General features: G+C 44.5%; 26 protein-coding genes and 2 pseudogenes. All 28 read right to left on the bottom strand.

Going from position 1 to position 24,346, the window contains the following annotated elements; genetic code table 11:
- Positions 1-180: 180 nt before the first annotated feature.
- The gene (locus GC098_RS10320; RefSeq protein WP_216625228.1) at positions 181-1,017 is read right to left on the bottom strand and encodes a GNAT family N-acetyltransferase; all 837 of its coding nucleotides are present in this window, start codon (positions 1,015-1,017) and stop codon (positions 181-183) included.
- Between the two features lie 147 nt (positions 1,018-1,164).
- Positions 1,165-1,590: a 2,4'-dihydroxyacetophenone dioxygenase family protein gene (locus tag GC098_RS10315; protein ID WP_312880029.1), complete on the bottom strand. Its 426-nt coding sequence runs from the start codon at positions 1,588-1,590 to the stop codon at positions 1,165-1,167.
- A gap of 844 nt (positions 1,591-2,434) precedes the next feature.
- Entirely contained in the window at positions 2,435-3,031 is a 597-nt protein-coding gene (locus GC098_RS10310) for a permease (protein ID WP_171643087.1), read from the bottom strand.
- A gap of 246 nt (positions 3,032-3,277) precedes the next feature.
- Positions 3,278-3,421, bottom strand: coding sequence for a hypothetical protein (locus tag GC098_RS10305; RefSeq protein WP_171643086.1), 144 nt, complete (start codon positions 3,419-3,421; stop codon positions 3,278-3,280).
- Positions 3,422-3,930: 509 nt separating this feature from the next.
- Entirely contained in the window at positions 3,931-4,743 is an 813-nt protein-coding gene (locus GC098_RS10300) for a transposase (RefSeq protein WP_246358539.1), read from the bottom strand.
- A complete protein-coding gene (locus GC098_RS39930; RefSeq protein WP_246358538.1) occupies positions 4,740-4,904 on the bottom strand; it encodes an IS110 family transposase in 165 nt (54 codons plus the stop codon). The genes GC098_RS10300 and GC098_RS39930 overlap by 4 nt, the downstream gene beginning before the upstream one ends.
- A gap of 27 nt (positions 4,905-4,931) precedes the next feature.
- Positions 4,932-5,549: pseudogene (locus GC098_RS39535) on the bottom strand (ABC transporter substrate-binding protein); the annotation flags it as partial.
- 15 nt (positions 5,550-5,564) lie between these two features.
- A complete protein-coding gene (locus GC098_RS10295) occupies positions 5,565-5,801 on the bottom strand; it encodes a hypothetical protein (protein ID WP_171643085.1) in 237 nt (78 codons plus the stop codon).
- A 149-nt stretch (positions 5,802-5,950) separates the two neighbouring features.
- On the bottom strand, positions 5,951-6,316 hold the full coding sequence (locus GC098_RS10290; protein ID WP_171643084.1) for a hypothetical protein: 366 nt from the start codon (positions 6,314-6,316) through the stop codon (positions 5,951-5,953).
- Positions 6,317-6,714: 398 nt separating this feature from the next.
- Positions 6,715-7,191 (bottom strand): AAA family ATPase, encoded by a 477-nt coding sequence (locus GC098_RS10285; RefSeq protein WP_171643083.1) that lies wholly within the window; start codon positions 7,189-7,191, stop codon positions 6,715-6,717.
- Between the two features lie 639 nt (positions 7,192-7,830).
- Positions 7,831-8,586, bottom strand: coding sequence for an exonuclease domain-containing protein (locus tag GC098_RS10280; protein ID WP_171643082.1), 756 nt, complete (start codon positions 8,584-8,586; stop codon positions 7,831-7,833).
- A 589-nt stretch (positions 8,587-9,175) separates the two neighbouring features.
- The gene (cdiI, locus tag GC098_RS10275) at positions 9,176-9,541 is read right to left on the bottom strand and encodes a ribonuclease toxin immunity protein CdiI (protein WP_171643081.1); all 366 of its coding nucleotides are present in this window, start codon (positions 9,539-9,541) and stop codon (positions 9,176-9,178) included.
- Between the two features lie 40 nt (positions 9,542-9,581).
- Positions 9,582-10,592, bottom strand: a complete 1,011-nt coding sequence (locus GC098_RS10270) for a pre-toxin TG domain-containing protein (RefSeq protein WP_171643080.1) — start codon at positions 10,590-10,592, stop codon at positions 9,582-9,584.
- 86 nt (positions 10,593-10,678) lie between these two features.
- A complete protein-coding gene (locus tag GC098_RS10265; protein WP_171643079.1) occupies positions 10,679-11,860 on the bottom strand; it encodes a hypothetical protein in 1,182 nt (393 codons plus the stop codon).
- On the bottom strand, positions 11,853-12,548 hold the full coding sequence (locus GC098_RS10260; RefSeq protein WP_171643078.1) for a hypothetical protein: 696 nt from the start codon (positions 12,546-12,548) through the stop codon (positions 11,853-11,855). Before GC098_RS10260 ends, GC098_RS10265 begins: the two co-directional genes overlap by 8 nt.
- Positions 12,549-13,099: 551 nt before the next feature.
- Positions 13,100-13,513: pseudogene (locus GC098_RS10255) on the bottom strand (IS110 family transposase); the annotation flags it as partial.
- A 249-nt stretch (positions 13,514-13,762) separates the two neighbouring features.
- Positions 13,763-14,230: a DUF3995 domain-containing protein gene (locus GC098_RS10250; RefSeq protein ID WP_171643077.1), complete on the bottom strand. Its 468-nt coding sequence runs from the start codon at positions 14,228-14,230 to the stop codon at positions 13,763-13,765.
- A complete protein-coding gene (locus tag GC098_RS10245) occupies positions 14,220-14,690 on the bottom strand; it encodes a hypothetical protein (protein WP_171643076.1) in 471 nt (156 codons plus the stop codon). Before GC098_RS10245 ends, GC098_RS10250 begins: the two co-directional genes overlap by 11 nt.
- A 20-nt stretch (positions 14,691-14,710) precedes the next feature.
- Positions 14,711-15,307 (bottom strand): TetR/AcrR family transcriptional regulator, encoded by a 597-nt coding sequence (locus tag GC098_RS10240; protein ID WP_171643075.1) that lies wholly within the window; start codon positions 15,305-15,307, stop codon positions 14,711-14,713.
- Positions 15,308-15,772: 465 nt separating this feature from the next.
- Positions 15,773-16,633, bottom strand: coding sequence for an RNA polymerase sigma factor SigJ (sigJ, locus tag GC098_RS10235; protein WP_171643074.1), 861 nt, complete (start codon positions 16,631-16,633; stop codon positions 15,773-15,775).
- Positions 16,634-16,689: 56 nt separating this feature from the next.
- The gene (locus tag GC098_RS10230; RefSeq protein ID WP_171643073.1) at positions 16,690-17,877 is read right to left on the bottom strand and encodes an NAD(P)/FAD-dependent oxidoreductase; all 1,188 of its coding nucleotides are present in this window, start codon (positions 17,875-17,877) and stop codon (positions 16,690-16,692) included.
- Between the two features lie 1,210 nt (positions 17,878-19,087).
- The gene (locus GC098_RS10225; RefSeq protein ID WP_171643088.1) at positions 19,088-20,278 is read right to left on the bottom strand and encodes a YhgE/Pip domain-containing protein; all 1,191 of its coding nucleotides are present in this window, start codon (positions 20,276-20,278) and stop codon (positions 19,088-19,090) included.
- Positions 20,279-20,362: 84 nt separating this feature from the next.
- Positions 20,363-20,548, bottom strand: coding sequence for a hypothetical protein (locus GC098_RS41505; RefSeq protein ID WP_376773856.1), 186 nt, complete (start codon positions 20,546-20,548; stop codon positions 20,363-20,365).
- The gene (locus tag GC098_RS41500; protein ID WP_376773855.1) at positions 20,533-20,799 is read right to left on the bottom strand and encodes a sigma factor-like helix-turn-helix DNA-binding protein; all 267 of its coding nucleotides are present in this window, start codon (positions 20,797-20,799) and stop codon (positions 20,533-20,535) included. The genes GC098_RS41505 and GC098_RS41500 overlap by 16 nt, the downstream gene beginning before the upstream one ends.
- Complete coding sequence (locus tag GC098_RS41495) at positions 20,741-21,001, bottom strand: hypothetical protein (RefSeq protein WP_376773854.1); 261 nt, start codon at positions 20,999-21,001, stop codon at positions 20,741-20,743. Before GC098_RS41495 ends, GC098_RS41500 begins: the two co-directional genes overlap by 59 nt.
- A 167-nt stretch (positions 21,002-21,168) precedes the next feature.
- A complete protein-coding gene (locus tag GC098_RS10215; RefSeq protein ID WP_171643072.1) occupies positions 21,169-22,359 on the bottom strand; it encodes an NAD(P)/FAD-dependent oxidoreductase in 1,191 nt (396 codons plus the stop codon).
- Between the two features lie 468 nt (positions 22,360-22,827).
- Positions 22,828-23,688 carry an RNA polymerase sigma factor SigJ gene (sigJ, locus tag GC098_RS10210; RefSeq protein ID WP_171643071.1) on the bottom strand — a complete coding sequence of 287 codons (861 nt, stop codon included), beginning with the start codon at positions 23,686-23,688 and terminating at the stop codon, positions 22,828-22,830.
- Between the two features lie 418 nt (positions 23,689-24,106).
- Positions 24,107-24,346: hypothetical protein (locus GC098_RS39530; RefSeq protein WP_216625226.1), on the bottom strand; the 240-nt coding region annotated here is incomplete at its 5' end.

Below are 24,346 nucleotides of genomic sequence, written 5' to 3'. Positions count from 1 at the left end.
CATGAGGGATGTCTACATTAGTTACATTTTAGCACATTTCAGCTTGGATTGTTTCTTATGGATTGCTAAGCTAAACTGCCCTTTAGTTGAACAGGCTACCGATAGTCTCGGTAGCCTGTTGTCGTGGAAAGTTCTTGTTATTTTAATCTCGTTTCAAAATTTATTTAAGAATTCTCGAATTTACTTATTTTTCGGTACTGCTTTCCATAAAGATTTAGTGTAAGCAGTTCGCAATCCTATACGCTCCATATTAGCCTTACTTATTGACCCAAAACTAGCTTGACTTACTACCAGATCACAGTCAAGTTGTGCTGCTTCATTTATTCGGGTAGACAATAATGCAGACTGACACCCCCTTCCCTGAAACCCTGGCAACGTTGCCGCAGCAGCAAGTGAGCCTACATTATCTTGAACAAACAAAACTGCTATAGCTGCTGGTACGCCATTATAACTAGCGATATAGAAATGCCACCCCGTTTTGTTATAAAGAATATGATTGTTTTTAGCAACAGCAGGCGCTAAAAATTCAGGCATCTTGAAGGCTTTTGTGTAAACTTCACCAAATATATTGAATTCATTTTCGTTAAGTTTCCGTACTGTCAATGTATCATTAAATTCCCACGTATGCTCTCTAGCCTCAGCAATACCGTATAGGTTTGAATGGAAACCGTATTGATAGAATCCTCGTTCAGCTAGTTTTATCAATAGTTCTGGATTAGCATCAAATGGAGTAATATCAAATCTGCAAGTGGCGTTATAGTTACTATAGAATTTTAAAATGTCATCTAGAACATCAATAGTAGAACTATCTACTCCCCTAACAGAATTGAAATAAGGATCCGGAATACCTTTAACAATAAAAGCAGTAGCATTGCCAAAATTCTCAATGTGTACTTCCTGCGGGTTTCCCTCTAGATTACTAATAGCACATAAACGTGATTGAAGTGTATTTGTTTCGGCCGTCTCAACTCTTCTTGCTGTTGAAATTGTAAAAGGCGTAATATTGATCTCCCCCAATCATTTATTTCCTAAAGCTTCTACAAAAAAGGTTTTTTCCCTTTATTTTTGAAACTGTTACAATTCCGAGGATTTCTGTGTTAACCTGCCCGTTATATGAGTAAGTAAAGCTGCCGATAATGCCGGCAGTCTTTACAGAACGTTTCGTCAATAAATAAGATCTTCTCTTATTTGAATCCTATGAAGTACACAAAAATCTCTGTATTTTTTGAGTACGGTATAAATATCATCTTGTCCAACGATTTGATTGTTTTCATCAAAATACTGAAGTGAACCACCTAATATAAATAGAGTAACCACTTCCTCGTCTTCTGTTATCAGCGTATGGATGTCACCAGGTGGTTCAAATACAAACGTTCCTGGCATAGCCACCCATTTCCTCCCTACATATCTCCATTTACCTTGAAGGTTATATCCAATTACCGCTCCACCTGTGTGCCTATGTTTGCCCAAAACTTGATTGCTCTTGATTTTGAAAAGGTAAATCCAAGTACCTGTGTTAAGATCAAAACGTAAAGGCTTGAAATGACAAGAATGATTCTCTGTGAACGGAACCCAAGGTAGTTCTTCAATGTTAACTATTTTTTCTGGAAGCTGAAATTTTCAGCCAGTTGTATAACAGATTCGTTAATAAGGTCGTTCATCTAGAGGCACCTTCATTCTTATTTGGTTAGCCTAATTAATTACGTAACATGACCCTTAAATCCTTTATTTCAAAAATTGGGATTACCACGCTCTACTGCCCGTTAGCGGAATAAGCTACCGAGATTAAATTCTGCGGTAGCCTGCTTTATGTGCTTATTGAACTATCGTTCTATCGTTAGTTTAATGCACTCCATAAATACAATGCCATTCCTAACAGAAGTAGAATGGACTCAATTGGAATGAGTATATGCCTCAGATTTTTAAAACATAAATAATTCAAATAGATTGCAGTACTTACATAAAGTAACCAAAGAATTATGACTAGAATAACATTGTGTAATTTGGGAGGACCACATAAAAAAGCACAATTCATTATTAAAGCCATACTTAAACCTAAGCATATCGGAAACCATAACAAGACTATAAAGTTAGTTATTATATACCTTAACCACCTCATAATAACACCTGCAATTCATAAATATACTAATTACCAAAACAAGTCGAATCACTCAAATTCCTTTTAATAAAATATATAATATTTGGATTTAGAGTATCAGTACTAACTTCTTCTAGTACCTGCTTCAATGCTTCCGTAAACTGCCCGTTAGTAGAGAAAACGGCAGCCATATATGAGGCTGCCGATTCTTCGTATTTATTGAGCTATCGTTCACCGTTACTTCAATCGTCAGGTCCTGGTCAAAGAACTTTAACTGTACATTTGGATAAACCACATTTTAAATAATGCTATATCAATTGAAAAGGTGGGGATCTGTTAGTGAGACACGACATCTGTTATTAGTGAAAGCACCAGCAGTATCGCCATTACGCCGCCTACTATTATAGCACGAATTCTAGCACCTTTAGACAGCGTTTGATTCCCCTCCGATAATAGTGCCGTGCCTCGAATCGATCGATAGTAGAGTATTGCTCCAGCAACGACTAGAATCACCTCTAATGCGCTGCTAATTACCGGCCATTGCCACAAGCTGAATCCCAGCAGCGGGAGCCCTCCAGCATTTCCCGGTAAGATCGGCATATCCATTCTATGAACGAGCAAATCCAGCAGCCAGTGACTGAAAGTAAGAGCACCTATCATAAGACCGCCTCGTTTGCCCCATAGCTTCCAAGCGAGGATCGCCGATAGAATAGCAATAATTACTGCTCCGAGAAGTGAATGCGTATAATCTGCATGAATGATTCCTTCACCATAACCCGTTCCCAGGCTGTTATCGATCTTTTCTATGCCTGACAAGAACAGTGGTACGAATATAACATCAAGAAGCTGTGTACTCAGCATGAGCGCCCATATCGGCACCTCCGGAGTTTTGGCTTTCACAGCAGCAGCGAGTCCGAAATGTCCAGCAAACATTTATTTCCCCACCCCTTTTATTTTTTTTTGCATGCGAACTCTGCTCTCTAACCATCCGCATAAAACTGTAAACAAAAGCATAAACACAATAAATGACATGCTGCTCACCAGTTCCTTCCCAATAAACTAATATAGTTAGTATTATAACTAATATTATTAGTACGCACAACACTTTTTTATTCAAAAAAAGGAGCCTGGACTTATCGAGATCCAAATATGCGAACTGAGCTATGATGATGACTAGAATCACGAGATTCTTGCCAATACTTTGCCCAACGTAATGTTTTCACCTGTTTGAATGGCCTGCTCGATCATCATGCCAAGATAGTGATCTTGCGATGTATCCTCCAGACTATAAAAACAAGGTCCGCCAAACGTATAGTCAACCATTTTCTACAGACAGCTGGCAATGGCAATTTCATCGTAATTCTAGGGCCTTTTTTGCGTGTTTGACGATGTTTCATCGGCAGACACAAAAGCTATTGTTTTGTTCAGGTGTCTTTTATTGAGCTATCGTTCCTCGTCCCTCTGTTTTAAGGGTTTATCTCACGTATACTCACTCATTCGCAGGATTTTGACACCTTGGTTAGCAAATGTTGTTCAGGAGATTGCTCATCAGACGTCGCTATCCCAATTTTGGGCATGCGGGAACAGAAGAAGTGTTGGAACATTTCTCCAAGGGTTATTCTTCTGCACGTAATACTCCACACATACCTTGGGGTTCACCATCCCATGACTCTACGGGTCTTTGCCCTAACATTCCTTCGTTACATCTGACCAAGGCGTGGAGACCGATAACGTTTAGCGGACGGGTCTGAGCCCTTATCGGGCAGGAACTCGGTCCTCCGTGCTTTCTTTTTCAATCCTGCTAATGAGTCAATACACAGATCTTTATCAGTTTAAGCAGCTTGATTAAAAGGAGGAACCACTCTTTCTGGAGAGAAGTCCTCTCCTCGCCCAACTATACCAATGATGATTCGAGCCAGTTTTCCAAGCACTTTAAACAGAGACTGTTGCTTCTTCATTTGCTTAATTTGAACATTATACTCGTGCAGTTGTCTGAACACAGGGTTATTTCCAATGAGCTGCAGCGTTGCCAAGTACAGATATTTACGTAGCGTTGCGTCGCCCCTCTTGGAAAGTACGATCTGACCCTTCCGCTTTCCGGACGTGCTTTCAGCTAGGTTTAATCCTGCTTTACGTAACAACTGGCGTCCGTGGGCATACTGTCTGAGATCACCAGTGCCTGATAGAATTGCTGCAATACAGATAAAGCCCAGGCCGATCGAACGTAATTGCTTGGCCATTGGAATACCGTTAAGCAATTTTTCAATATCCTTTTCAATTGTATCTAGTACTCCTACAATCCGTTCAAACTCTTCTAATAACCGCTTGAAATCCTGTTTCGCTTCAAGAAGAGCGGTAGTGTCACCTATACTTTGTTTAGCTGTAGCAATTAGCTGAGCAGCTTTTTGCGTGCCGGTAGAGCTAGCGGCACGCTTCATATGCTTCCTCCAGGCTGTAATCACTTCGGATACGGAAAGCGAATCTATTTCTTGCGGAGAAGGAAATTCCTTAAGAGTGGCCAACGATCGCTTGCTTGTCCAGTCTTTAAAGACGGAGAAATACTCTGGGAAACGTATGTCTAACCAGCGAATAATCCGGTTTAGCAACCGTACACTATTTGTTACCCAAAATTCGCGATCACTCATAATCGTTGCAACCTTTGAAAGAAAACAGCGTGCCGAGCGAAATCATAGTAGAAACCTCGACTAACCACATCAGCAATGACGAGTGCATCCTTCGGATCACTCTTGGAGGGTGAATTGTCGCGGTTTTCCTTGTTTCGTTTGGTGGTAGATGGATTCACCATGACAACAACTTTGCCTTTGTCAGCAAGTCATGAAGCGCCGAGCTTCATGCCGATTCTACCTTCCGCGAACTGAGCCCTCGCCGGATCGTTGTCCAGCCCTTCTGCGCCCGGAAAGAAGCTCTTGTCTTCTTTGATTTGCATCAGCCATTCAACCGCCGGTTTGAATGCGCCGAATTGGAATGTACCCGACTTATAATCGAAAATTTCATGTCCGACAGAGGAAACGAAGGGTCGAAGCAGCTCCGAATCAAAATATCCGGACCATTTCATCGGAAGAGCGATTCCATACGTTTTTTCTGCCGGATTTGTCAGCTTCTTCGCGTATCCCGCCAACTCCGACCATGTCGCCGGCGGTTTCGCCTCTCCGTTCGCGTCAACGATTCCCGCTTTCTTGAACATCTCTTTGTTGTAGAGCAGCTTGATCGTATTTACGTAAGAAGGCACCAAATACGTTTTGCCGTTATAAGTAAAGCTGGGGTTGTTCAGCAGCCCCTCATAATTTTTAAGGAATTCTTTGCCTCCCGGCATGTCTTCGATGGCGAGCAGCGCGTCTTTCTTGACGTTGTCTCCCAACACGCCCGTAGCTTTGAATAATTCGGGGGCTTGGCCGGAAGTAATGGCCACCTCCAGCATTTTGGCGTAGTCGCCTCCATGAACCGATTATTCAATGTGAATCCCTTTTTCTTTCCCAGTCGAATAATTGAATTGGTCCACCATTTGCGTAACCAGCTCTTTCGAGTGACCGCTATTCGTCCATACCTTGACCGTTTCCATTTTGACTGCCCATTTGCTGTCCGCGGTTTTTTCTTTTTCGGCGCCGCCTTCCCCACACCCGGTAAGCGCTGTCATCACAAGCGCGGTCGAGACCAGCAGTCCCGATCCTTTTATTCTATTCATTGCTTGACCCCCTATTGTTTAGTGATTTCATAGTCATTATAGAATAACGCCCGCAATTAAATAAGTACGAATAAACATAAACAAATTGAACCGTTTTTGTCTTTTTCAACTGGAAATGTTGATAATTATTGCTCTTTTTAGCGAACGAATCAAGCCGCTGCAGCCGTTATGGCATCATCAAATAGCAAGTCTATCAAAAACGAGGAATGCTGTTCAAAACGGCCTGTATCACAACTAGATTCATTGCTTGCCCATGCATACGTTTTATTAGAATGATCGAAAAGCCAGGACAAGAAAGGAAGATGCTTGGCGTAAGGATGAACACAGTGTGTTTCATCTAATTTCACAACATCTCCTTCTTGCAGCTGAGTCTGTACATCTTGTTGAAGACGTTCGACCCTCTTTCTTCCAAACGTTCTCCATGCAAAGGCATTCGTGAAAAATCGGCTCATCGTATACTGCGCCAGTCTCCAAGGTTTGAACATGAACTTTAATAAGGAGTCCTTTTGAGCCATATCTGCCATATCCTGCCCGTTAGCTCAACAGGCCACCGGCCTGCCATCAACCAACACAAATAACAATGTTAACAATTGCTTCTTGTTGATTCATTTCGCATTGTGGCAATAATGCGTTGTTCTTGTCCAAAAAATCAACTAATGATATAAGTTCTTGACTATATTTACGGTATTAGTTATACGTTCTTGTACAATTATTCGGCATAAGATATAGGTTCTTAGCACATACTTTTTTATTTATCGCTTGAATTATGCCATAAATTGTATATAATGGTGATCTCATTACACTCCCTTAATGTGTAATATTATGCCTTTAACTCTACCATGGCAATGGATGTATGTTCTTGTCCACTATCGGTAAAGGATATAAGTTCTTGTCTGGCGATAAAGACAAGAACTTACATCCATAAAATAAAAAAACCGCGCTGGGCGAGAATCTTTATAGATATATGTTCTTGTCCTCTTACAATAAACATGTTCTTGAATATTTCAAAAGTCGGTTTATAGTTTGATTTTTCTATTCTGAGTAACTGTAAGATAAATCTTCTGATAATTCGATACTTTCGTTTCGAATTATCAGTATCCAAAAATATAATTAAATCAGCAGTATTAAAACTTTGGAACACCCATTCGTTATAATGAGCACCCTCTATAATCCAAGTATTTGAATGAATAATTGTGCTCAACAGTTGATCTCTTTCTTCATCAGTTCTTTTAATGTCTCTCGGTTTATGTCTCTTCCAAACAACATTATCCAATTCGTAATGTGGAATACTCAGTTTATTTGATAGATTTCTGGCTAATGTTGTTTTACCGCTCCCAACGGAACCTATAATATGTATTTTTCTCGGGGCAAATTTGTCCAATTCAACCATTCAACCTACCCTACACTTAGATTTTTAATAATGTATTCTTCCAACTTTCCCCAAAACCTCTATTAGAATTAACCTGCCCTTTTAGCTCAACAGACTGCCGATTTGCCGGCAACCTGTTTTTTGTTGTGCTATATTTCCAGTTAGCTTAGCAGTTAGCATGTTATTCAAAGTCGATTTAAAATGAAAATTGTTCAGCTACTGTTCCACCAAATAAAATTCCACTAATTGTTATAATACATATTCCTAATATAAACATCCCCGACCGAAAACCAGTACTCATCCCTCTGAATATAAAAATATTTAAATAGGCGTCTAAGGTGTCTGAAAATCTCATGAGTCCAACGTCATTGACGTTAATTGCTATCTGATCTATATCTTCTTGATCTTCTTGATCTTCTTTTAATCATGATGCTCTTGTCTTTATTGGCTTCAAACCAGCTACAAACCTCTTGTATAGTTAATTCATCCATCGTATTGTCCATCCCTTACTTTATTTGATTCGATTCAAATGTTCTACGTAAGCATAAGTATTCTTTACATTAGTGTTGATCGGCTATTCTATACTTTGGGTAGTAATAATTGTAACTCTTTATTGTTCGATAAATACAAAAAGACCCCATTCATAGGGGTCTACATCATTTACGCATATAATATTTTTTTTGTTTTACGACCATACTTCATTTGCGCAAACTTCATAAAGAGATTTTGAACCATTCTGATTTCGTGATCAGCTAAGTTCATGATGGCGATATACTTCTGAGTATTCCGATCCTTTAAAAAATCGTCCCAACTTAACATCTGGTCATTTACAATAGCATTGTCAAGCGACATAAGGATCCATTTCTTGATGCCGCCCGTACATATTTTCACAGGATCTGGGGTGAAATAGTTGATATCACTTACGATTCTTGGTTTGAGCTTCAATAAAAGCGCAGCATTTAAAGCATCATCCAGTGCAGAATGACTTTGTCCGATGAACTGAAGGCCATGATCCTCTAGAGCTTGCTGCAAGCCTCCATCAAAATGACGCGTCAAGTCCAACAATTGAGTAGTGATCCATTCTGTATGAACATGATTTACTTTGCAATCAACCATTAAAGTGAAGAAATCGCTGGCGCCCCATGCGATCAGCTTATAATCTGTGCCGCAAAATTTTTTGAATTTTTTAATAACCGCTTCAAAAGGCTTGCTTTTTAATAACGTTTCTTTTGTGATATCGCAAAACTGCAATGCAAATCTATTTAAAGGAAATTTAGGACGAATAAAGCTTTGGAATGTCTCGATAATTTCCATCTGCTCATTTAATTTTACAGCCCCAAATTCAATAATCTCCATAGGATAAATGTCATAATGCTGCCTACCGTTGAATTCGAGATCGATAACGATGTAATGCATGCTCTATTCACCTCATTACTTCTCATATACCATGTACATATAAATGAGACTATGATGGATACGAATGTACCACATTCTCTTCATCCACTCAATCCTTCAATTCTTCCCAAGTCATTTTACCTTCATCAACAAGGTATCGACATTAACACACTAGCACCTCAGAAAGCTATTATGGGCCGTTCTCATATTCGTGGTGGTTCGGCTGTACAGGAGAAGGAAAAGATATTAACCTATCTATAGACGAACAACAAAAGCCCCTGCAACTGCAGGAGCTTTTATTAATTCCCAGATCTCCGCTTCGCTAACGTTCGCCGTTAGCGCAATGATCTAGTTTTTCTTTCAACGCCGAAATCAATTCTTCTGTTGTTCGGATTTTTCCCATTTTGGGGGACATGGTTTTTACTACATAATCGTGTTCCTATTTCGATGAATCTGTCATAGCATCCTCGACGAAAACTTGATTATATCCATGTTGAAAACAGGTTATCCCAGCCTTCCGTCCATTGCACGCCGCCTTCTAGCCAAAATTTTACTCACAGGGTTCCCCACCACCACCTCGTAATGATTGGGAAAAAAATTGAATCATCATTTAAACCAATTTTAATGTTTTCTTTATTTTTTCTAGGTATTGCAAAATTTCATTCTCTCTACTGGGATTACGTTCTATAAAATCTTTACTGGCCTTTTGCAGATAATAGAAAAAATCATCGTAGTCAACAACCAGTACTTCATCCTTCTCCACAGCAGGATGTTCATAAAAGTATGCTACACCGGTCTCTCCAAAATAGCCCTCTTCCCAAGGTTGAAGTTCATTCGCGAAAAGACACCATATAGCACCTATTCCAAAGCCTTGTCTGTTACAATAATTCTTTATGGCATCCAAAAAGTAAGATTGGCCTAAATTAGCGTAATATAATTCTATCAGGTCTTTTTCCCTCTTATTTTCAGTGATCATAAGATACTCCTTCAGGTATTAATTTAACATCAGTAAAAAGTTATGGCTTCTCAAGGATCGGGAAGAAGTTAGTTATTTCACCGTTTTCAATATATCCTTGAAACTTAAGTCCGTTCGGGGCAGTACCAGTCAGTATCCTTCCATTTGTTGATTGTGTAGCATTTGCCATTGCCTGCCGTCCCCACTCTAACATTTTTTCATCCGGTATTACACTCGGGTCGTACACAGTCTTCGGGAAGGGAATGTTTTTATACTGCCCCTCAATTATTTTGCCTGTCATATCTTTGGCGGGTAATTGATATTTTATTTCATATACACCATTGACTGTTGGATGAGGAGTTCTAGATATAATTAAGTCATCCATATTCCAACCATTATTAGTAAAAACCTCTTCAAAATTATGAAGATTGTGTCCCCCAAGAATACCTCTCCCCTTCTTCCAGACTACATCTTCAACTTCTGAGAAGTGTGTATCATATCCGGGCCTTAATTTGTAAAGGAGAACTTTTGGTTTCCCGCCGTCACCATCATTCGGTTGGATTGGGTCGCTGTCGCCGCGGCCGGAGGAACTGCCACGCCCGCCGCCATCGTTAGGTGGTTTGGCAGCGCCACCGGAACCGGCTTCCGGTGTTGGGGTGCTTTCGCCGTCTGCATCTCGTGATCGCCTTGGTCCACTTCCGGAGTCAACATCAACCGCCTTGCGCGAACCTTCGGAAGGGATTCCGGTCCGTCCCGCCCGTCCGGCATCCGCTAATTCGTCTAGCTCGTCGGCGTGGCGCAATCCTTTGCTAAGATCGCCGCCGGCATCCAAAATATCTCCGATTCTCCCGACTTTTCCTAATGCGCCGAAAGGAACGAGATTGAGCGCCCTTTCCCAGGTTTCCAGCTCTTGGCCGGTAATCAAGTCTTTGCCCGTAATCGCTTCGATAATGCCCTTCACCTGTCCGACGACGGGGACAAAATTAAGCCCCATACTAAGCAGCGTGGCGAATATCCCCAAACCGACGGTCGCGGCGACAGCGGCTCTCTGCGTGTTGAAACAATCGGTCAAGCTCCCGCAGTTGTCGGCCGTCGCTGCGTCCGGAAACGCAAAAAACAAAATCACTGCGATAAGCGTCCCTAAAGGGAAATAACGGATCATTTTGACGGTTCACCTTCCTTTGGCCGGACGATCGGAAGCTGGGGGGTTAGCAGGAAAATGATTACCATCGAAAGCGCAGTCATCAGAAGCAGCGGCCGGAACGTATCCGTAGAACGCAGCATATTTTCCAATATCGCCGAAGCAATGATTTTAATCAGAATAAATCCGATAACCAATCGGAGGAGCAGCGGAATCTTATCCATCCACTTGGCCCAAAAGCCGAAAGGAACGATTATTAAATGTTTTCGGACCGCCAGCAGCACAAAAATCAACGCTCCGATCAGCACGGGATCGATGAGCGATTTGTAAATTCCCGCAATCATCAGAACCGACCACAACGCGGCGGCTGCGGTGGAAAACCATGGATTGATCCGATCTCCGAGCGAACGGACAGGCGGAAGATCCCGCAGCTCTCGCTCCAGCTCATCAAGCGGCTTTCCGACCTCGCTGCGAAACGCCGTCATCCCCTGCAGCAGCATTCGAACGGCGGCGATTACGATCGCAACAAAGATGATGACCCCCTCGTAATGCTGCAAAGGAACGGTTGCCTTCGCCGGAGGATTGGTTGAAACCCAGGTGAATACCGGCCTTATCAGCACCGGCACGGTTTGCGTCCAGAAATACACGAGCACTCCGGTGAGCAGCACGTACAGTGCCGCAGCAACTTTGAAGCCGGTTTTCAAAGGTAGGAAAGGAATTAGAAGCTGTGCGGTCAGCGCTTTGGTTACCATAGGGATTTTTACCGTTAACAGATATAAAAGACCATACTCGATCAAAAGCGGTATCCTCACCTTGCCGACATGCTCCAAAAAACCCTCGTTCCGCCGCCATCCGACCTGCGTCCAGCTTGTGTGGTGCAGAAAGAAATCGCCGACGATAAAGCCGACGATAAAAAGCAGTCCGAGGTTCGCGCTGCTTATTCCGAAAATGGCCGCAATCATAACCACTATAAGTGATTCGCTGAAAACACTTTCGAACCCCGGGTGCCACCAGCCGATCGCAAGTCCTGCGATCAGCACCAGCAAAGGTGCCCAGGAGGCAGCCGCAGGCCATGCGGCCAGGTAGAGTCCGTCGAGGAATGTGAACGGAAGCTTACTGGAGAACCAGCTGGCCTGCAAAGGCAGCTGAACCCACCAAAATCGCACGAGCCGCTGAAGAAACGGCTTAGATTTAGGCATGGACAGGGGTCTCCTTTCTCAAGATCAGTTTCCTCGCCGTATAACCAAGAACCACTCCATAAACAATGTGGCCGGTCATGGAAACCGAAACAAGCTCGTCGAGAGCTTTCACGTCAAGCCAGCCCGGATACACGGTAACCATCGCCAGTTCGAGGATCATGGCCCAAACCAAGCCTGCCCAAATGCCTTTGCGTCCGAATGCAACCGTATAAGCGATCCCGAATGTCGTACCGTTGGCGATATGGAATACGGCTCCAAGCATGCTGACCCATATACCGGTCGCTTGTTCGCCGGCGAGCGCTTTTCCGAATATCCCGAAAATATCGAACGGCCAAAATTGAAAGCCTGTCACTTTAATTAATATGAATCGGGAAAGATCGTACAGGCATGTGGCCAGAAAACCGGCGATTGTCCCGTAACCGATAAGCCGCTTGATTTCGGATTGTTTTTCGGAAGGTACTCTTCTCCAAATCATTCTTCCAATTATGAATGCCAGTATCAGAACGCCTATCAAAGTGTATAACATGGAAATCCCCGAAAAAATATAAACCAGCAATGAAGCACCAGTCGATAAAAAAAATGCAGCAAAAATAAATGTTTTCGTCTTTATACTAATCTCCCTCCTACCGGGCTCATCCAAAGCTTGGTTTGAGACGATGTTGTACTGGATCGTATTCAGTAATCGCATTTACTGCTGGCTGAGCAGCAAACTCTTCTCCTGTAATAATTCGAATCTCTCTCTAAACGGTCTAAATTGTAATGAAACGGAAAGTTTAGATCCAATGTTTTCTCAGCCTCCAAATAGTTTTTTTTCATACTCTAAATATTTCGAATCGTTCTTGGTAATTTATGGGTGGGGGTTTAAAAATATTTTGTATTTTTTTTCATTTGTTTTCTTCCAGTTACTTGAGAAAGGTTTGCGTGCAGCGATAGACTTAATTGCGTTATCCTGCCCGTCCCTCGGTTTTAGGGTTTATCTCACATATACTCACTCATTCGCAGGATTTTGACACCTTGGTTTGCAGATGTTGTTCAGGAGAGCGCTCATCAGACGTAGCTATTCCCATTTTGGGCAGCGGGAACAGAAGAAGTGTTGGAACATTTCTCCAAGGGATATTCTTCTGCACGTAACACCCCACACTTACCTTGGGGTTCACCATCCCATGACTCTACGGGTCTTTGCCCTAACATTCCTTCGTTACACCTGACCAAGGCGTGGAGACCGATAACGTTTAGCGGACGGGTTACCACATCAGCAATGACGAGTGCATCCTTCGGATCACTCTTGGAGGGGGAATTATGGCGGTTTTCCTTGTTTCGTTTGGTGGTAGCTGGATTCACCATGACAACATCTTCGCCCTAGTCAGCAAGCCAATTAGCAAGGTTATATCCATAGTGTCCCGTTGGTTCCATACCGATTATGACGTTCTTTAAATGATGCTTCTGCCCAATCTCATGGATCCATCGCTCTAATTTCAAATAACCTTCAATTGTATTTGAGAAAGAAAGATGCCTCTTAGTAAGTATGATTCCTCGAAAATTTGTTGCTTGTGCGACATGTGTTTCTTTCGCTATATCGATTCCCACAATGAGGTGAGTCGTGGAAATTCGTTCGATCCGTTGATTTTGACCGTCAAATTGCTTAAACTTCATAATAAGAGCGCCTCCTTGATGGTGTTGGGTTAAACCCTTTGACAAACCCATCATACCGAGGCGCTCCTTTTCTTTCAAAGTCCAATTCTTAGGGAGGAATGTTTAGCGTGGAAAAGACAGCAGATCTATCTAGCGGCTGCCGTCATGTCATTTTTCAACTATCGTTCTCCGTCCCAATCATTCTCCAGATGAAAAAGTGTCAATCCGCGAGTCGGTGTTTGTTATGTTCCAACGAATGAAGACGTAGCGTTATGAGGCCTGGTTCTCGTTCGATAAGCTAAAGACCAACATTGAAGCAATGAAGAGCCCTATACAGATAGGTGTGTATCCGAAGAGGTTGAGCCAATAGAAAATTGTTTTAGGATCTGCTCCTATGCCAAATACCCAAACAATACCCGCAAGACTCCGTAAGAAAAGCCCTGTAGAAAGCAATAACAAACCAGATTTAAGAAGCCTATCAGGTATAAGATTGTTAAACTTTCCAAGAAATCGTATTTTCGCCAACACGATAATTGTTGCGGTAAACAAGAGTAATGCAAGTGGAACGACAACCCATGGTCCAAAGGATACATCTGCATTAAGGACTGCATGTGAAAGCGTTTTGACATTAGCAGCAGGCCAAGTACTTCCTGTGGCCCAGTAAAGATGAACCAATCCATCTACCATGAGCACTGTTGCCAGAATGACTCCAGATCGCAACTTCGTTTCAAACCTCATTTTTCAATTCTCCAATAACTGATTTCAATGATTTCCTATACTCACCACCATAGAAAAAACCAAGTGATCCCCCATATACGAAATGGCCTAAGAAATTGATCATGACCCACATAACTCCATAATCTATACCTATGAAAGAAGGTTCAAACAATAAGCCATCTACAATCAACCAAATAAAGATTATCCCATAAAGTAAACCCGTCCATATGGATCGTTTTGGAATGAAACGAGCATATAAATAGGAGAAGATTACTCCCCCAGCTAAAAACACAACATATCCTGCAATTCGTATAACCAAGGGGGATTGCAACATGAACATTTGTCCGATTCCAACTGCGACATCCAAACTATGGTGTAAAAACAAGTCTGTTAGGCGGTAAAATATCTCCATTAACAAGGTAGCAAGAAAGCCATTTCGTAAAACCTGAATCAATGAAACATTTTTTAAGACCCAAGCCATTAACATTTTCCTTTCTGTATTTAGTTTTGTTTTCGTTCAGCCAAAATCCCATAGAAGAAAGTGTCTGACATTTGTTTAGCGAGTATGTCGATGTCACGCTCATTTGTGAGAATTATACGGTAAGTAAATCGATCTAACATGGCAATAAAACCTTCTGCAGCGACCTCTATGAATAAGGAACTTCGTATAAGGCCTACTTCTTGATAATGTTTGAAAATTGAAGCCATCATTTCAATCATCACAAGTCGGAATTCTTCTCCTTGCTCCGATTGGTAAAAAGCGACTTTTGTCAGGTTCGGATCAGATGCGAAAAATTGAAATAGATGGGACAAGCCTACTTGAATTCTTTGCGGTACCTCATCATGAGGCAACTTGGCAATTTCGTAGGTTCTCTCAACAAAAGGAATTAACTGTTTACGGAAGTGGCTAATCAACTCCTGAAATATTGCTTCTTTGTTTTTGAAGTACAAATAAAATGACGGTTGAGTGAGGTTAACGTTTGATACAATTGTACTGATTTTAGCTTCATGGTACCCTCGCTCAGCAAATTCCTTTGCAGCTGATTGTAAAAGTCGTTGTTTGGTGAGTTCACCTTTTGACAATTTATTCAAATTCATTAACAACCTCCTGATAAAACATTTTGTTACTTTATATTAATATTACTATAGAATAACATTACTCACAAGTATCTTTTGAAAATTTCTCCAGCAAATATGTATCAGCTCAACTAATTCCTCGGTATTTATCCCATCATGATTGCTGCTCAATTAATCCAGCCAGCGATGCGCAATCCCACTGAGCTATGCCCCCCCCCACGTTATCGACATTATTCCCATTCCGTTTAATCTGAACCTCTGACCTCATCTTATACCTCTTTCCAAATGAATATAATATTTTAGCACTCGTTCTCGTTACTTCAACAAGCGTCCCCTTTAGCTTAATGATCATTGGTCTTATGTTTGTGATACGGTTCTCCGCGCTTTCTTTAACGGCAAGTATTAGAGCCATCCTTTTTGGGATGGCCCTTACTTTGTAAATTATTTATCTTTGAAGGAGACTTGGAAAAATCCGCAGTCGACTGACTAAACTCGGGCAAGCTTATCCGGGTTTCGTACGGCATACAATCTGGCAATCTTTCCGCGTCGGAGATGTATAAATATAGCGGCCAAAGTTTCGTCCCTCGAACGAATTACTATACCGTTTTCACCGTTTAAATGAGCAGCCTCGAGGTGAAGTCTTTCCTGATAATTCCCTATGCTCTGGAACCCGTCGAGCAGGGCTCTGGCCACATGATCACGAGTTTGTATCGGACGCTTATACGCGGTTACTTTTCCGCCTCCGTCGGCGACGAGCATGACGTCTTCGGTCAGCAGTGACAGCACATGATCGACGTTACCTTGCTCGAGGGATGTAAGGAACCGACTGACCCATTCCAGTTCGACCGCTTCGGCCGCGACCGGCTCCTCCTCAGATATTCCCATCTTGCTTATTGCCCGGCTCATCAGCTTGCGGCAATTCGCCTCTCGCTTGCCGAGCAGTTCCGCTATTTCGGGATAATCGAAGCCCAGCGCCTCACGCAGAACGAAAACCGTCCGCTCCGTCGGCGACAACCGCTCGAGCAGTACGAGCATAGCGTAAGACAGCAGATCGCGGCGGACGACCGTCGTCTCGAGCTGATCCGCCTCCGGCGTCCGAATCGGTTCAGGGAGCCAGGGACCGACGTATATCTCCCTCTTCTTCCTCGCCGACTTTTGCAGATTGAGGCAGCGATTGGTTACCATCTTGCACAAATACGCTTTCGGCTCCTCCAAACGTTCGGGGTGTACGTCGCACGCCTTAACAAATACATCCTGCACCGCATCTTCCGCGTCTGCCGCGGAGCCAGTCAACTGATAAGCCAACGTGAACAGAAGCGCTCTATATTGATCGTACAGTTCCTCCATCCGCCGTCTCACCTTCTCCGGGAAATTAGACATATATCAACTTGGTCCCTTTGTTTCTATCGGAGCCAGCTAGCAAAATCCCATCCCAGCTTTTTGACTTTCCACGCAAGCTTCCCCGTTATGATGATATCAAGTCCCCATTTGCTTACCCACATCAACCCGCGATTTTGCCCAAGGCCGAAGCCGAAGGTATCCAAAAACGATTTGTGAACCGGCGCGGAACGGCCCTCCAGATCAGCCATCACGATTTTTCCCAGTCTTAACGCCTGCGGCCCAGCTTCTTTGCAAGTCATCTGATCTGCCTTGCCGGTACTCGGATCGACGATTCTCGCACAATCGCCAATGCTGTATACGCCCGACATCCCTTGGACACGATAGCATTCATCCACCAGCACTTGACCTTCAGAAGTAAGCGGCAAGCCCATGCTGTGGAGGGCCGGATTCGGTATCAGACCAATCGTCCATATACATAGGCCAACCGGCAGACGATCACTATTGCTCAACGTCAACACTCCTGCTTGCTCCCGCATTGCCTTACGATTGTGAAGCACTGTCACTCCACAATCGCTGAGTATCTGATCCAATTTTCGTCCAGCTTTCTCTGGTCCTTCCGGGAACAGCCGCTCCTGCGCATTCAGCAAATAGACGGAGATATCGGACGAATTCAGTCCCAGCACCGACGCTTCCTTCTGCATGGCGAGCGCCAGTTCGGCGGATGTCTCGATGCCGCTGTTGCCCGCCCCCGCAACTGCGACTGTCATCAGTCGCTTTCGTTCTTTAGGATTTGTCTCGCCGGCAGCTTGCCGTAGATTGGCGCGCCAGCGCTCCCGGATGTCCGCCGCGGCTTGCGGGTCGGTCAAGGCGATACCGCCCTGATCGGGATCCGGTCGCCGAACGATGCTGCCGGCCGCCACAACTAAAAGGTCATAACGAATTCGGGCATCATTTCCTTGCGCGTCTGTATATCGAATCCGTTTTTCACCGCTATCCACGGACGTAACCGTACCTTGCATGAATTCGACTCCTTCTGAAAACCCATAATGCGTCCAAGGAATCATAATCTCTTCCCCGCATGCGGCCGGCCGGAACAACATCACTTTGCGCACATGACCCGGCTGCTTGTCGATCAGAACAAATCGAATACGCTGTCTGTTCGCCATGCCCCGGGTCTCTTCCTTTATTGCTTTGAGCGCCCCAAGCCCTGCATGGCCGCCTCCAATGATAATGCATGTCAAGTCGTTCATCTCTCTTCATCTCCTTTACATTTTTCACACATATAACAACGTAAGGATCTGATTTGTGACAGTGTAAACGAGCGAAGACTGTTCAAAAGCATTTTTTGAGTTGATCCCTTCCATCAAAACGGTGGAGGGGCTGTTTGCTTTCACATGTATGGGACTAGTTATATTAGATAGACTTATCCTCTTGTATTCAATTCCACTAGGCTGCCCGTTTGTTCAATGAAAAGCAGATAGCCTCAGCCATCTGCTTATTTCACTATCGTACAGTGCGGGTTCAATTTTTGATTATTTTATTCCCGTGCGTCATAGCCCACAATATTGTTTGTCTTTGAGTTAATGTAAATTCCTATAGGACCAATCGGAGCATCACCACTGGTCTTAAATTCAACTCTTACAACCTGTTTCGTTATCGTTCTCCGTTGAGCGACCAGGGACGGCGGATTGCTGAGAGTAGGCGCCGCATGCCAACCACGTGCCCGCCAGAACCAATGACGATCAGTCGGTAAAGGCTGCCGGCCAGACCGGGAAAGGCAGCTCGACTTTCAGCACGTAACCGTGATCGATCCGGACTGACGTGATCGAGACGAAAGATCAGGGCGTACGACGAGAATCGATGGCAGCCCTCGAGAACCAGCTCACGTCTAGGTACCGCGGCGATTACCCGAAAACCGGGAAACGTTGAGCCCTCGGCAAAGGGCCTAGGCCCCCATGCTGTGCAGTCGGCGGATCCAACCAGTCTCGCGTAGATGGCCACACCAGGACGCGAGAAGGATCGGTCCAGTGTTTCACACAGATTGCGCCAGACGTCGTTGGCCCCCGCTGCAATGACCGTCTCATGCTCATCGAGGTACGGTAACGAAGTGATATGCTTCAAAGCCTCAGTGAGGTCCGATCGATTTTGACAAGGCGTAGTATGCCAGGTTCTTCGGCCCCGGGAGCGTTGTCCTCTTCCTATGCCTACAACGAAAAGAAAAATTACGACAGCAAAAATAATGATAAATAAAAATTGCATATCGAGACTCCCCTGTACTTTTGGTATGATCCGCTCCACCAATGATTGCCACATCAAACTGTTCTCCAACATACCTTCCTTCGCTGTTTATTCATTCATTAACAAAGAGGGCTTCCGCTCTCCAATGAAATTACAGTTCTCTACTTTACCTGTATGTCGTTATCTTCGAGGGAAGTTGGTTTCGATACGATTTACTGGCCATTATTGCCTATAAGCTGTGGCTGTTCTTTCGGTTTTCTGAACTCGAACCTTTAATGCGGAGCCCAGAATTACTATGCCGCTTACCAATGAGATCCATGTAAGAGCTGTTACGGGTGCATTCCAGCCAAATCCTTTGCCAAAGAAGAACAATTCCCGCAGACCATCGACCATAAAGCGCATTGGGAGCCATGGATGAATCCACTCCCGAAAGAAAGAGGACATCATTTCAGGCGGCAAAGCCAGCAAAGGCGCCCCGAAGAAAAGCAATAAGGCGAATATAGCAACACCTCTGATACCCAACACCGACATTACAGCAGTTATCATAAGGAAAAAACTGAAGAACGTAACGGATAAGAACAGCGCGGTATCCGCAAATTTAGGAATATCAAGATCCAGCATTCCATTCGCAAGCCAGGTTAGCCCGAATCCAACCGCAAGAGAAGCGATCGCGCCCATCAGGATATGCAGCAGCTTCGAGACCAGGCTCTCTCTTCGGGTTTTAACCAATCGTTTACTGAAGGTTATAAAAAGGATTGCCGAGCTGGCGATACATGCCATCCATAAGGGCTGAAATAAGGAAACAGGGGCATTGCCATTCACGCTTTTCGCGCCCGTTTCATTTACATTTGTCACTTTTTTTGCAATCGGCGAGGCTAAACCCGCAGCTTGCTCTACGGTCAGCATAACTCCCTGCGTCTTAAAGCCCTCAAGCAATTGGGCGCGAAGGATGTTGTTCATGTTGTCAACGACTCCATTCAGGATTTGCCCTGCTGCTGCCGATGCTGCGGTATTCATGCCTTGGTTTATAAATATCTGAATTTCAGGCACTGACGGTTTCGGGGTTCGCAAAGAAGCTTGCTTAGCGCTGAAGTCGCTCGGAATTACCAATGCCGCGTAATACTCTTGATTGTTTAATCCGTTCCGTGCCTCTTCCGCGCTTGATACCTCTACCCACTTCACAGCGGGGTCACCTTCCGTAGTTGCTGCCGTTTTCCGCATCATTTCAACGATCGTTTGCCCCATATTCATTTTCGGCTGACCCTGAATTTCGAAACCTTGATCTTCATTCACAACGGCAATCGGTAAATTTCTTGGTTTGGACTGGACAGATGGAAAAAGTGTAAGCGAAAAAATAAATACAACTAGGAAAGCAATAATTGGCGCTAACAATACCAATTTGTTTTTAAAAATATACATGTTTCACATCCTCATTTCGCAGAAAAATACTGAAAAGCTGCTTTATCATTCTTCAAAAGACGAGGGCAAGATGCCGGATTAATCATTTAACTTCTCACCGTTCAGCGAGGCAGCCTCAATGTGAAGTTTTCCCTGTATGCGCCCGAATCCGTCGAGCAGGATTCGGGCCACGCGATCGCGCGTTTGTATCGGACTCGTGGCCGCGATTACTTTTCCTACTCCATCGGAGACGAGTATGACGTCTTCGTTCAGCAGGGACAGCACATGATCGACGTTACCTTGCTCGAGGGATGTGTGAGGAACCGGCTAACCCATTCCAGTTCGACCGCTTCGGCAGCGACCTGCTCCTCCTCGGTTATTCCCATCTTGCTTCTTGCCCGGCTCATCAGCATACGGCAATTCGTCTCTCGCTTACCGAGCAGTTCGGCGATTTCGAGGTAATCGAAGCCAAACGCCTCACGCATAACGAAAACCATTCGCTCTGTCGGCGTCAGCCTCTCCAAAAGTACGAGCATGGCGTAAGACAGCAGATCGCGGCGGACGAGCGTCGTCTCGAGCGTATCCGCCTCCGGCGTCCGAATCGGTTCGGGGAGCCACGGACCGACGTATACTTCCCTTCTCCTCCGCGCCGACTTCTGCAGATTGAGGCAGTGATTTGTTACCTTTTTGCACAAATACGCCTTCGGTTCCTCCAAACGTTCGGGATGTACGTCGCACGCCTTAAAAAACACGTCCTGCTACGCGTCTTCCGCGTCCGCCGCATATCCTGTCAACTGATAAGCCAGCGTGAACAGCAGCGCTCTATATTGATCGTACAGTTCCTCCATTCGCCGTCTCACCTTCTCCGGGCTGTTAGACATATTGCAATCTTGGTCTCATGTTTATTATCGAAGCTTACTGCCTCCATCCCACGCTAGTTTCCTCAATTTCCAGGCAGGCTTTCCCGTTACAACCATATTAAGTCCCCATTTGCGTCCCCACACCAATCCGTGGTTTTCCCCCAGGCCGATGCAGAACAGATCTAACGGCGCCGATTTGTGAACCGGCGCGGGGCGGCCCTCCAGATCGGCTATCACGATTTTCCCCAGTCTATCTTCCTGTAGCGCAATTTCTGCGCATCTCATCATAGCTGCAATGCCGGTTTTTGGGTCGACGATTCTCGCGCAGTCGCCAATGCTGTATACGCCCGGCGCCCTTTGGACGCGATAAGATCCATCCACCAGCACTTGGCCTTCAGGAGTAAGCGGCAAGCCCATCGTGCGAAGGGCCGGATTCGGAATCAGACCAATCGTCCATATACATAGACCAACCGGCAGACGATCGCCATTGTTGAGCGTCACTACTCCTGCTTCCTCCCGCATCGCCTTGCGGTTGTAAAGCACTGTCACTCCACTTTCTCTGAGTATCTGATCCAGTTTTCGTCCAACTTTCTTGGGTCCATCCATGAACAATCGTTCCTGAGCACTTAGCAAATAGACAGAGATATCGGACGGGTTCAGTCCGAGTGACGATGCTTCCTTCTGCATCCCGAGCGTCAGCTCGGCGGATGTCTCAACGCCACTGATTCCCGCCCCCGCAACTGCGACTGTCATCAGTCGCTTTCGTTCTTTAGGATTTGTCTCCCCAGCAGCTTGCTTTAGATTGGCGCGCCAGCGCTCCCGGATGACTGCCGCGGTTTGCAGATCGGTTAAAGATATGCCACCCTGATCAGGATTCGGTTGCCGAACGACACTGCCGACCGCCACAACCAAAAGGTCATAACGAATTCGGGCATCATTGCCATGCGCATCCTCATATCGAATCTGTTTTTCCCCGCTATCCACGGACGTAACCGTACCTTGCACGAATTCGACTCCTTCAAAAAACTCATAATTCGTCCAGGGAATCATAATCTCTTCCTCGCCCACGGCCCGCCGGAACAACAGTATTTTACGCACATGACCGGGCTGTTTGTCCAACAGAACAAACCGAATCCGCTGTCCATTCGCCATGCCCTGGGACTTTTCCTTTAATGATTTGAGCGCTGCAAGCCCTGCATGGCCGCCTCCGATGATTATGCATGTCAAATCGTTCATCTTTCCTCAGCTCCTTTTTTGTTTTCGCACATATAACAATGTAAGCCTTTGATTTGTGACATCGGAAACGAACGAATGAGAAACATTGCATGGGCCGTTTAATCAGCCGTTCTTACGTACCGGCTTTTATGAGTAAATCTGCCTGATAGTTCAACGACCAGCAGGTCATTCTGTATATCCACAACAAGCAGAAAGAGACCCGCAGCAACGGGCTTCGGGTCTTTAATTTTAAATAATGAAAAGGGGGTTGAGTTCTATTATGGGCTTGGTTCAATAATCCCTCATGAAAATCAAATTATGTTGATTATAAATGTCGCCGCTGAATTTTTCCAAAACAGCATTACGTGAACCCCATCCAAGGTGTTAATTTAGCCCAATTTTGAATATTAGCCCAATAATTTAGCATGATATTGATTATGAGCACAAATTCCAATGGAGATGCATAACCGCGGTGCATTTGATCTCACACTAGAAGATATGCCCCAGCTTGTCGGGGTTCCGAACGATATATATCTTGCGGATCTTCCCTTCTTCGATGTGAAAGAGCACCACTGTATGGACTGCGCTATCTTCCGATCGAAGAAGTATGGCAGGTTCTCCATTGACTTGACCCATTTCGATGACCAGTTCTTCTCCGATCCTAGCTGCTTTACGCAAACCACCGAGAAGGTAACGAACAACTCGTTCACGCGAAGCAATCGGATCGACCGTAGTACGCACTTTACCGCCACCATCGGCAACTAGAACGACATCTTGATCCAGCAACGATAAAAGTTTATTCATGTTCCCTTTCTTAAGCGCTCCCATAAATCCATGAACCCATTCCTGGCTCTCATTATGGATATGAATTGGTTCATCGGATATCCGTCCCATCTTTGCACTCGCACGGCTGAACAGTTTGCGGCAGCTCACTTCGTTTTTTTCCATGAGCTTGGCGATCTCGTTGTAATCGAAGCCTAGCGCCTCGCGGAGGACGAACACGACCCGCTCGGAGGTCGTCAGCCTCTCGAGCAATACAAGCATTCCGTAAGATAGGAGATCATCCCTTTCAAATGTTTCGATTGATTCGTCGCTCGTGAGAAAAGGCTCTGGAAGCCATTCCCCGAAATATTCTTCCCTTTTTTTTCGTGCTGATTTCATCATATTCTTACTGCGATTGGTAACCATTTTGCAGAGATAAGCCTTCGGCTCCTCCAATCGCTCCATAGGAAGACTATATGCTTTAACAAAAACATCTTGCACCGCGTCCTCTGCATCGGAAACTGATCCCGTTAATTGATAGGCAAGCTTGAACAACAGCTTCTTGTACTGTTTGTAAAGTTCTTGCATCGACTTGCTCCTTCCGTAACTGATTTACAACGGGCGACAGTTAAGGAAACTCAAATTTCGAAATCGATCGCTTCTTGCAAAATGATTCCTCACACCCAAACTATAAATTTTCGTTGAACATTCGTGTTATCCTGCCAGTTATCGGAACAGCCTACCGAATCACGCCGGCAGGCTGTACGTTTGCAGTATCGTCATCCGTTAGCGAAATGATCGGTTCTCCGCTTTGCTTGCATCGGCAAGTTTATTTCTTCATCCAAAAGGTATTAAGATACGCAGTCTCAAACCCCGCTTTCACCATATTCCAATAGCTGGCAGAACCGAAAACCACATCGGTATAAACCTTTTTGACCCCAAAATTTTCGGCATCGGATAATCTTTGCCGAAGTAACGCCTTTTGACATCCCTTTCCTCGGAAAGTTTAGAAGGTATAATCATTCGCTACATATCCCTCCTCCCCATTCAGGAAAAGAGATCCCATAGCTGCTGGTTTTCCATCTATCCTAAGCATATAGTTTACGAAATGGGGACTGTAAAAATAAAATTTTGATCTTGCAATCATTTCCTCGTTGAACTTCTTACCGCCCTTTGAAAGCTCAATCCATCGAATGTATTCCTCTGCGGTCTGCTCGGTTACTCTCTCAATGTGAAACCCCGATAT

It is taken from the genome of Paenibacillus phytorum, from assembly GCF_013141715.1.
In the GTDB taxonomy this organism is placed as follows: Bacteria; Bacillota; Bacilli; order Paenibacillales; family NBRC-103111; genus Paenibacillus_E; species Paenibacillus_E phytorum.
Note: the sequence above shows the minus strand (reverse complement) of the source record. Positions and strands in the feature narration are given on the sequence as shown.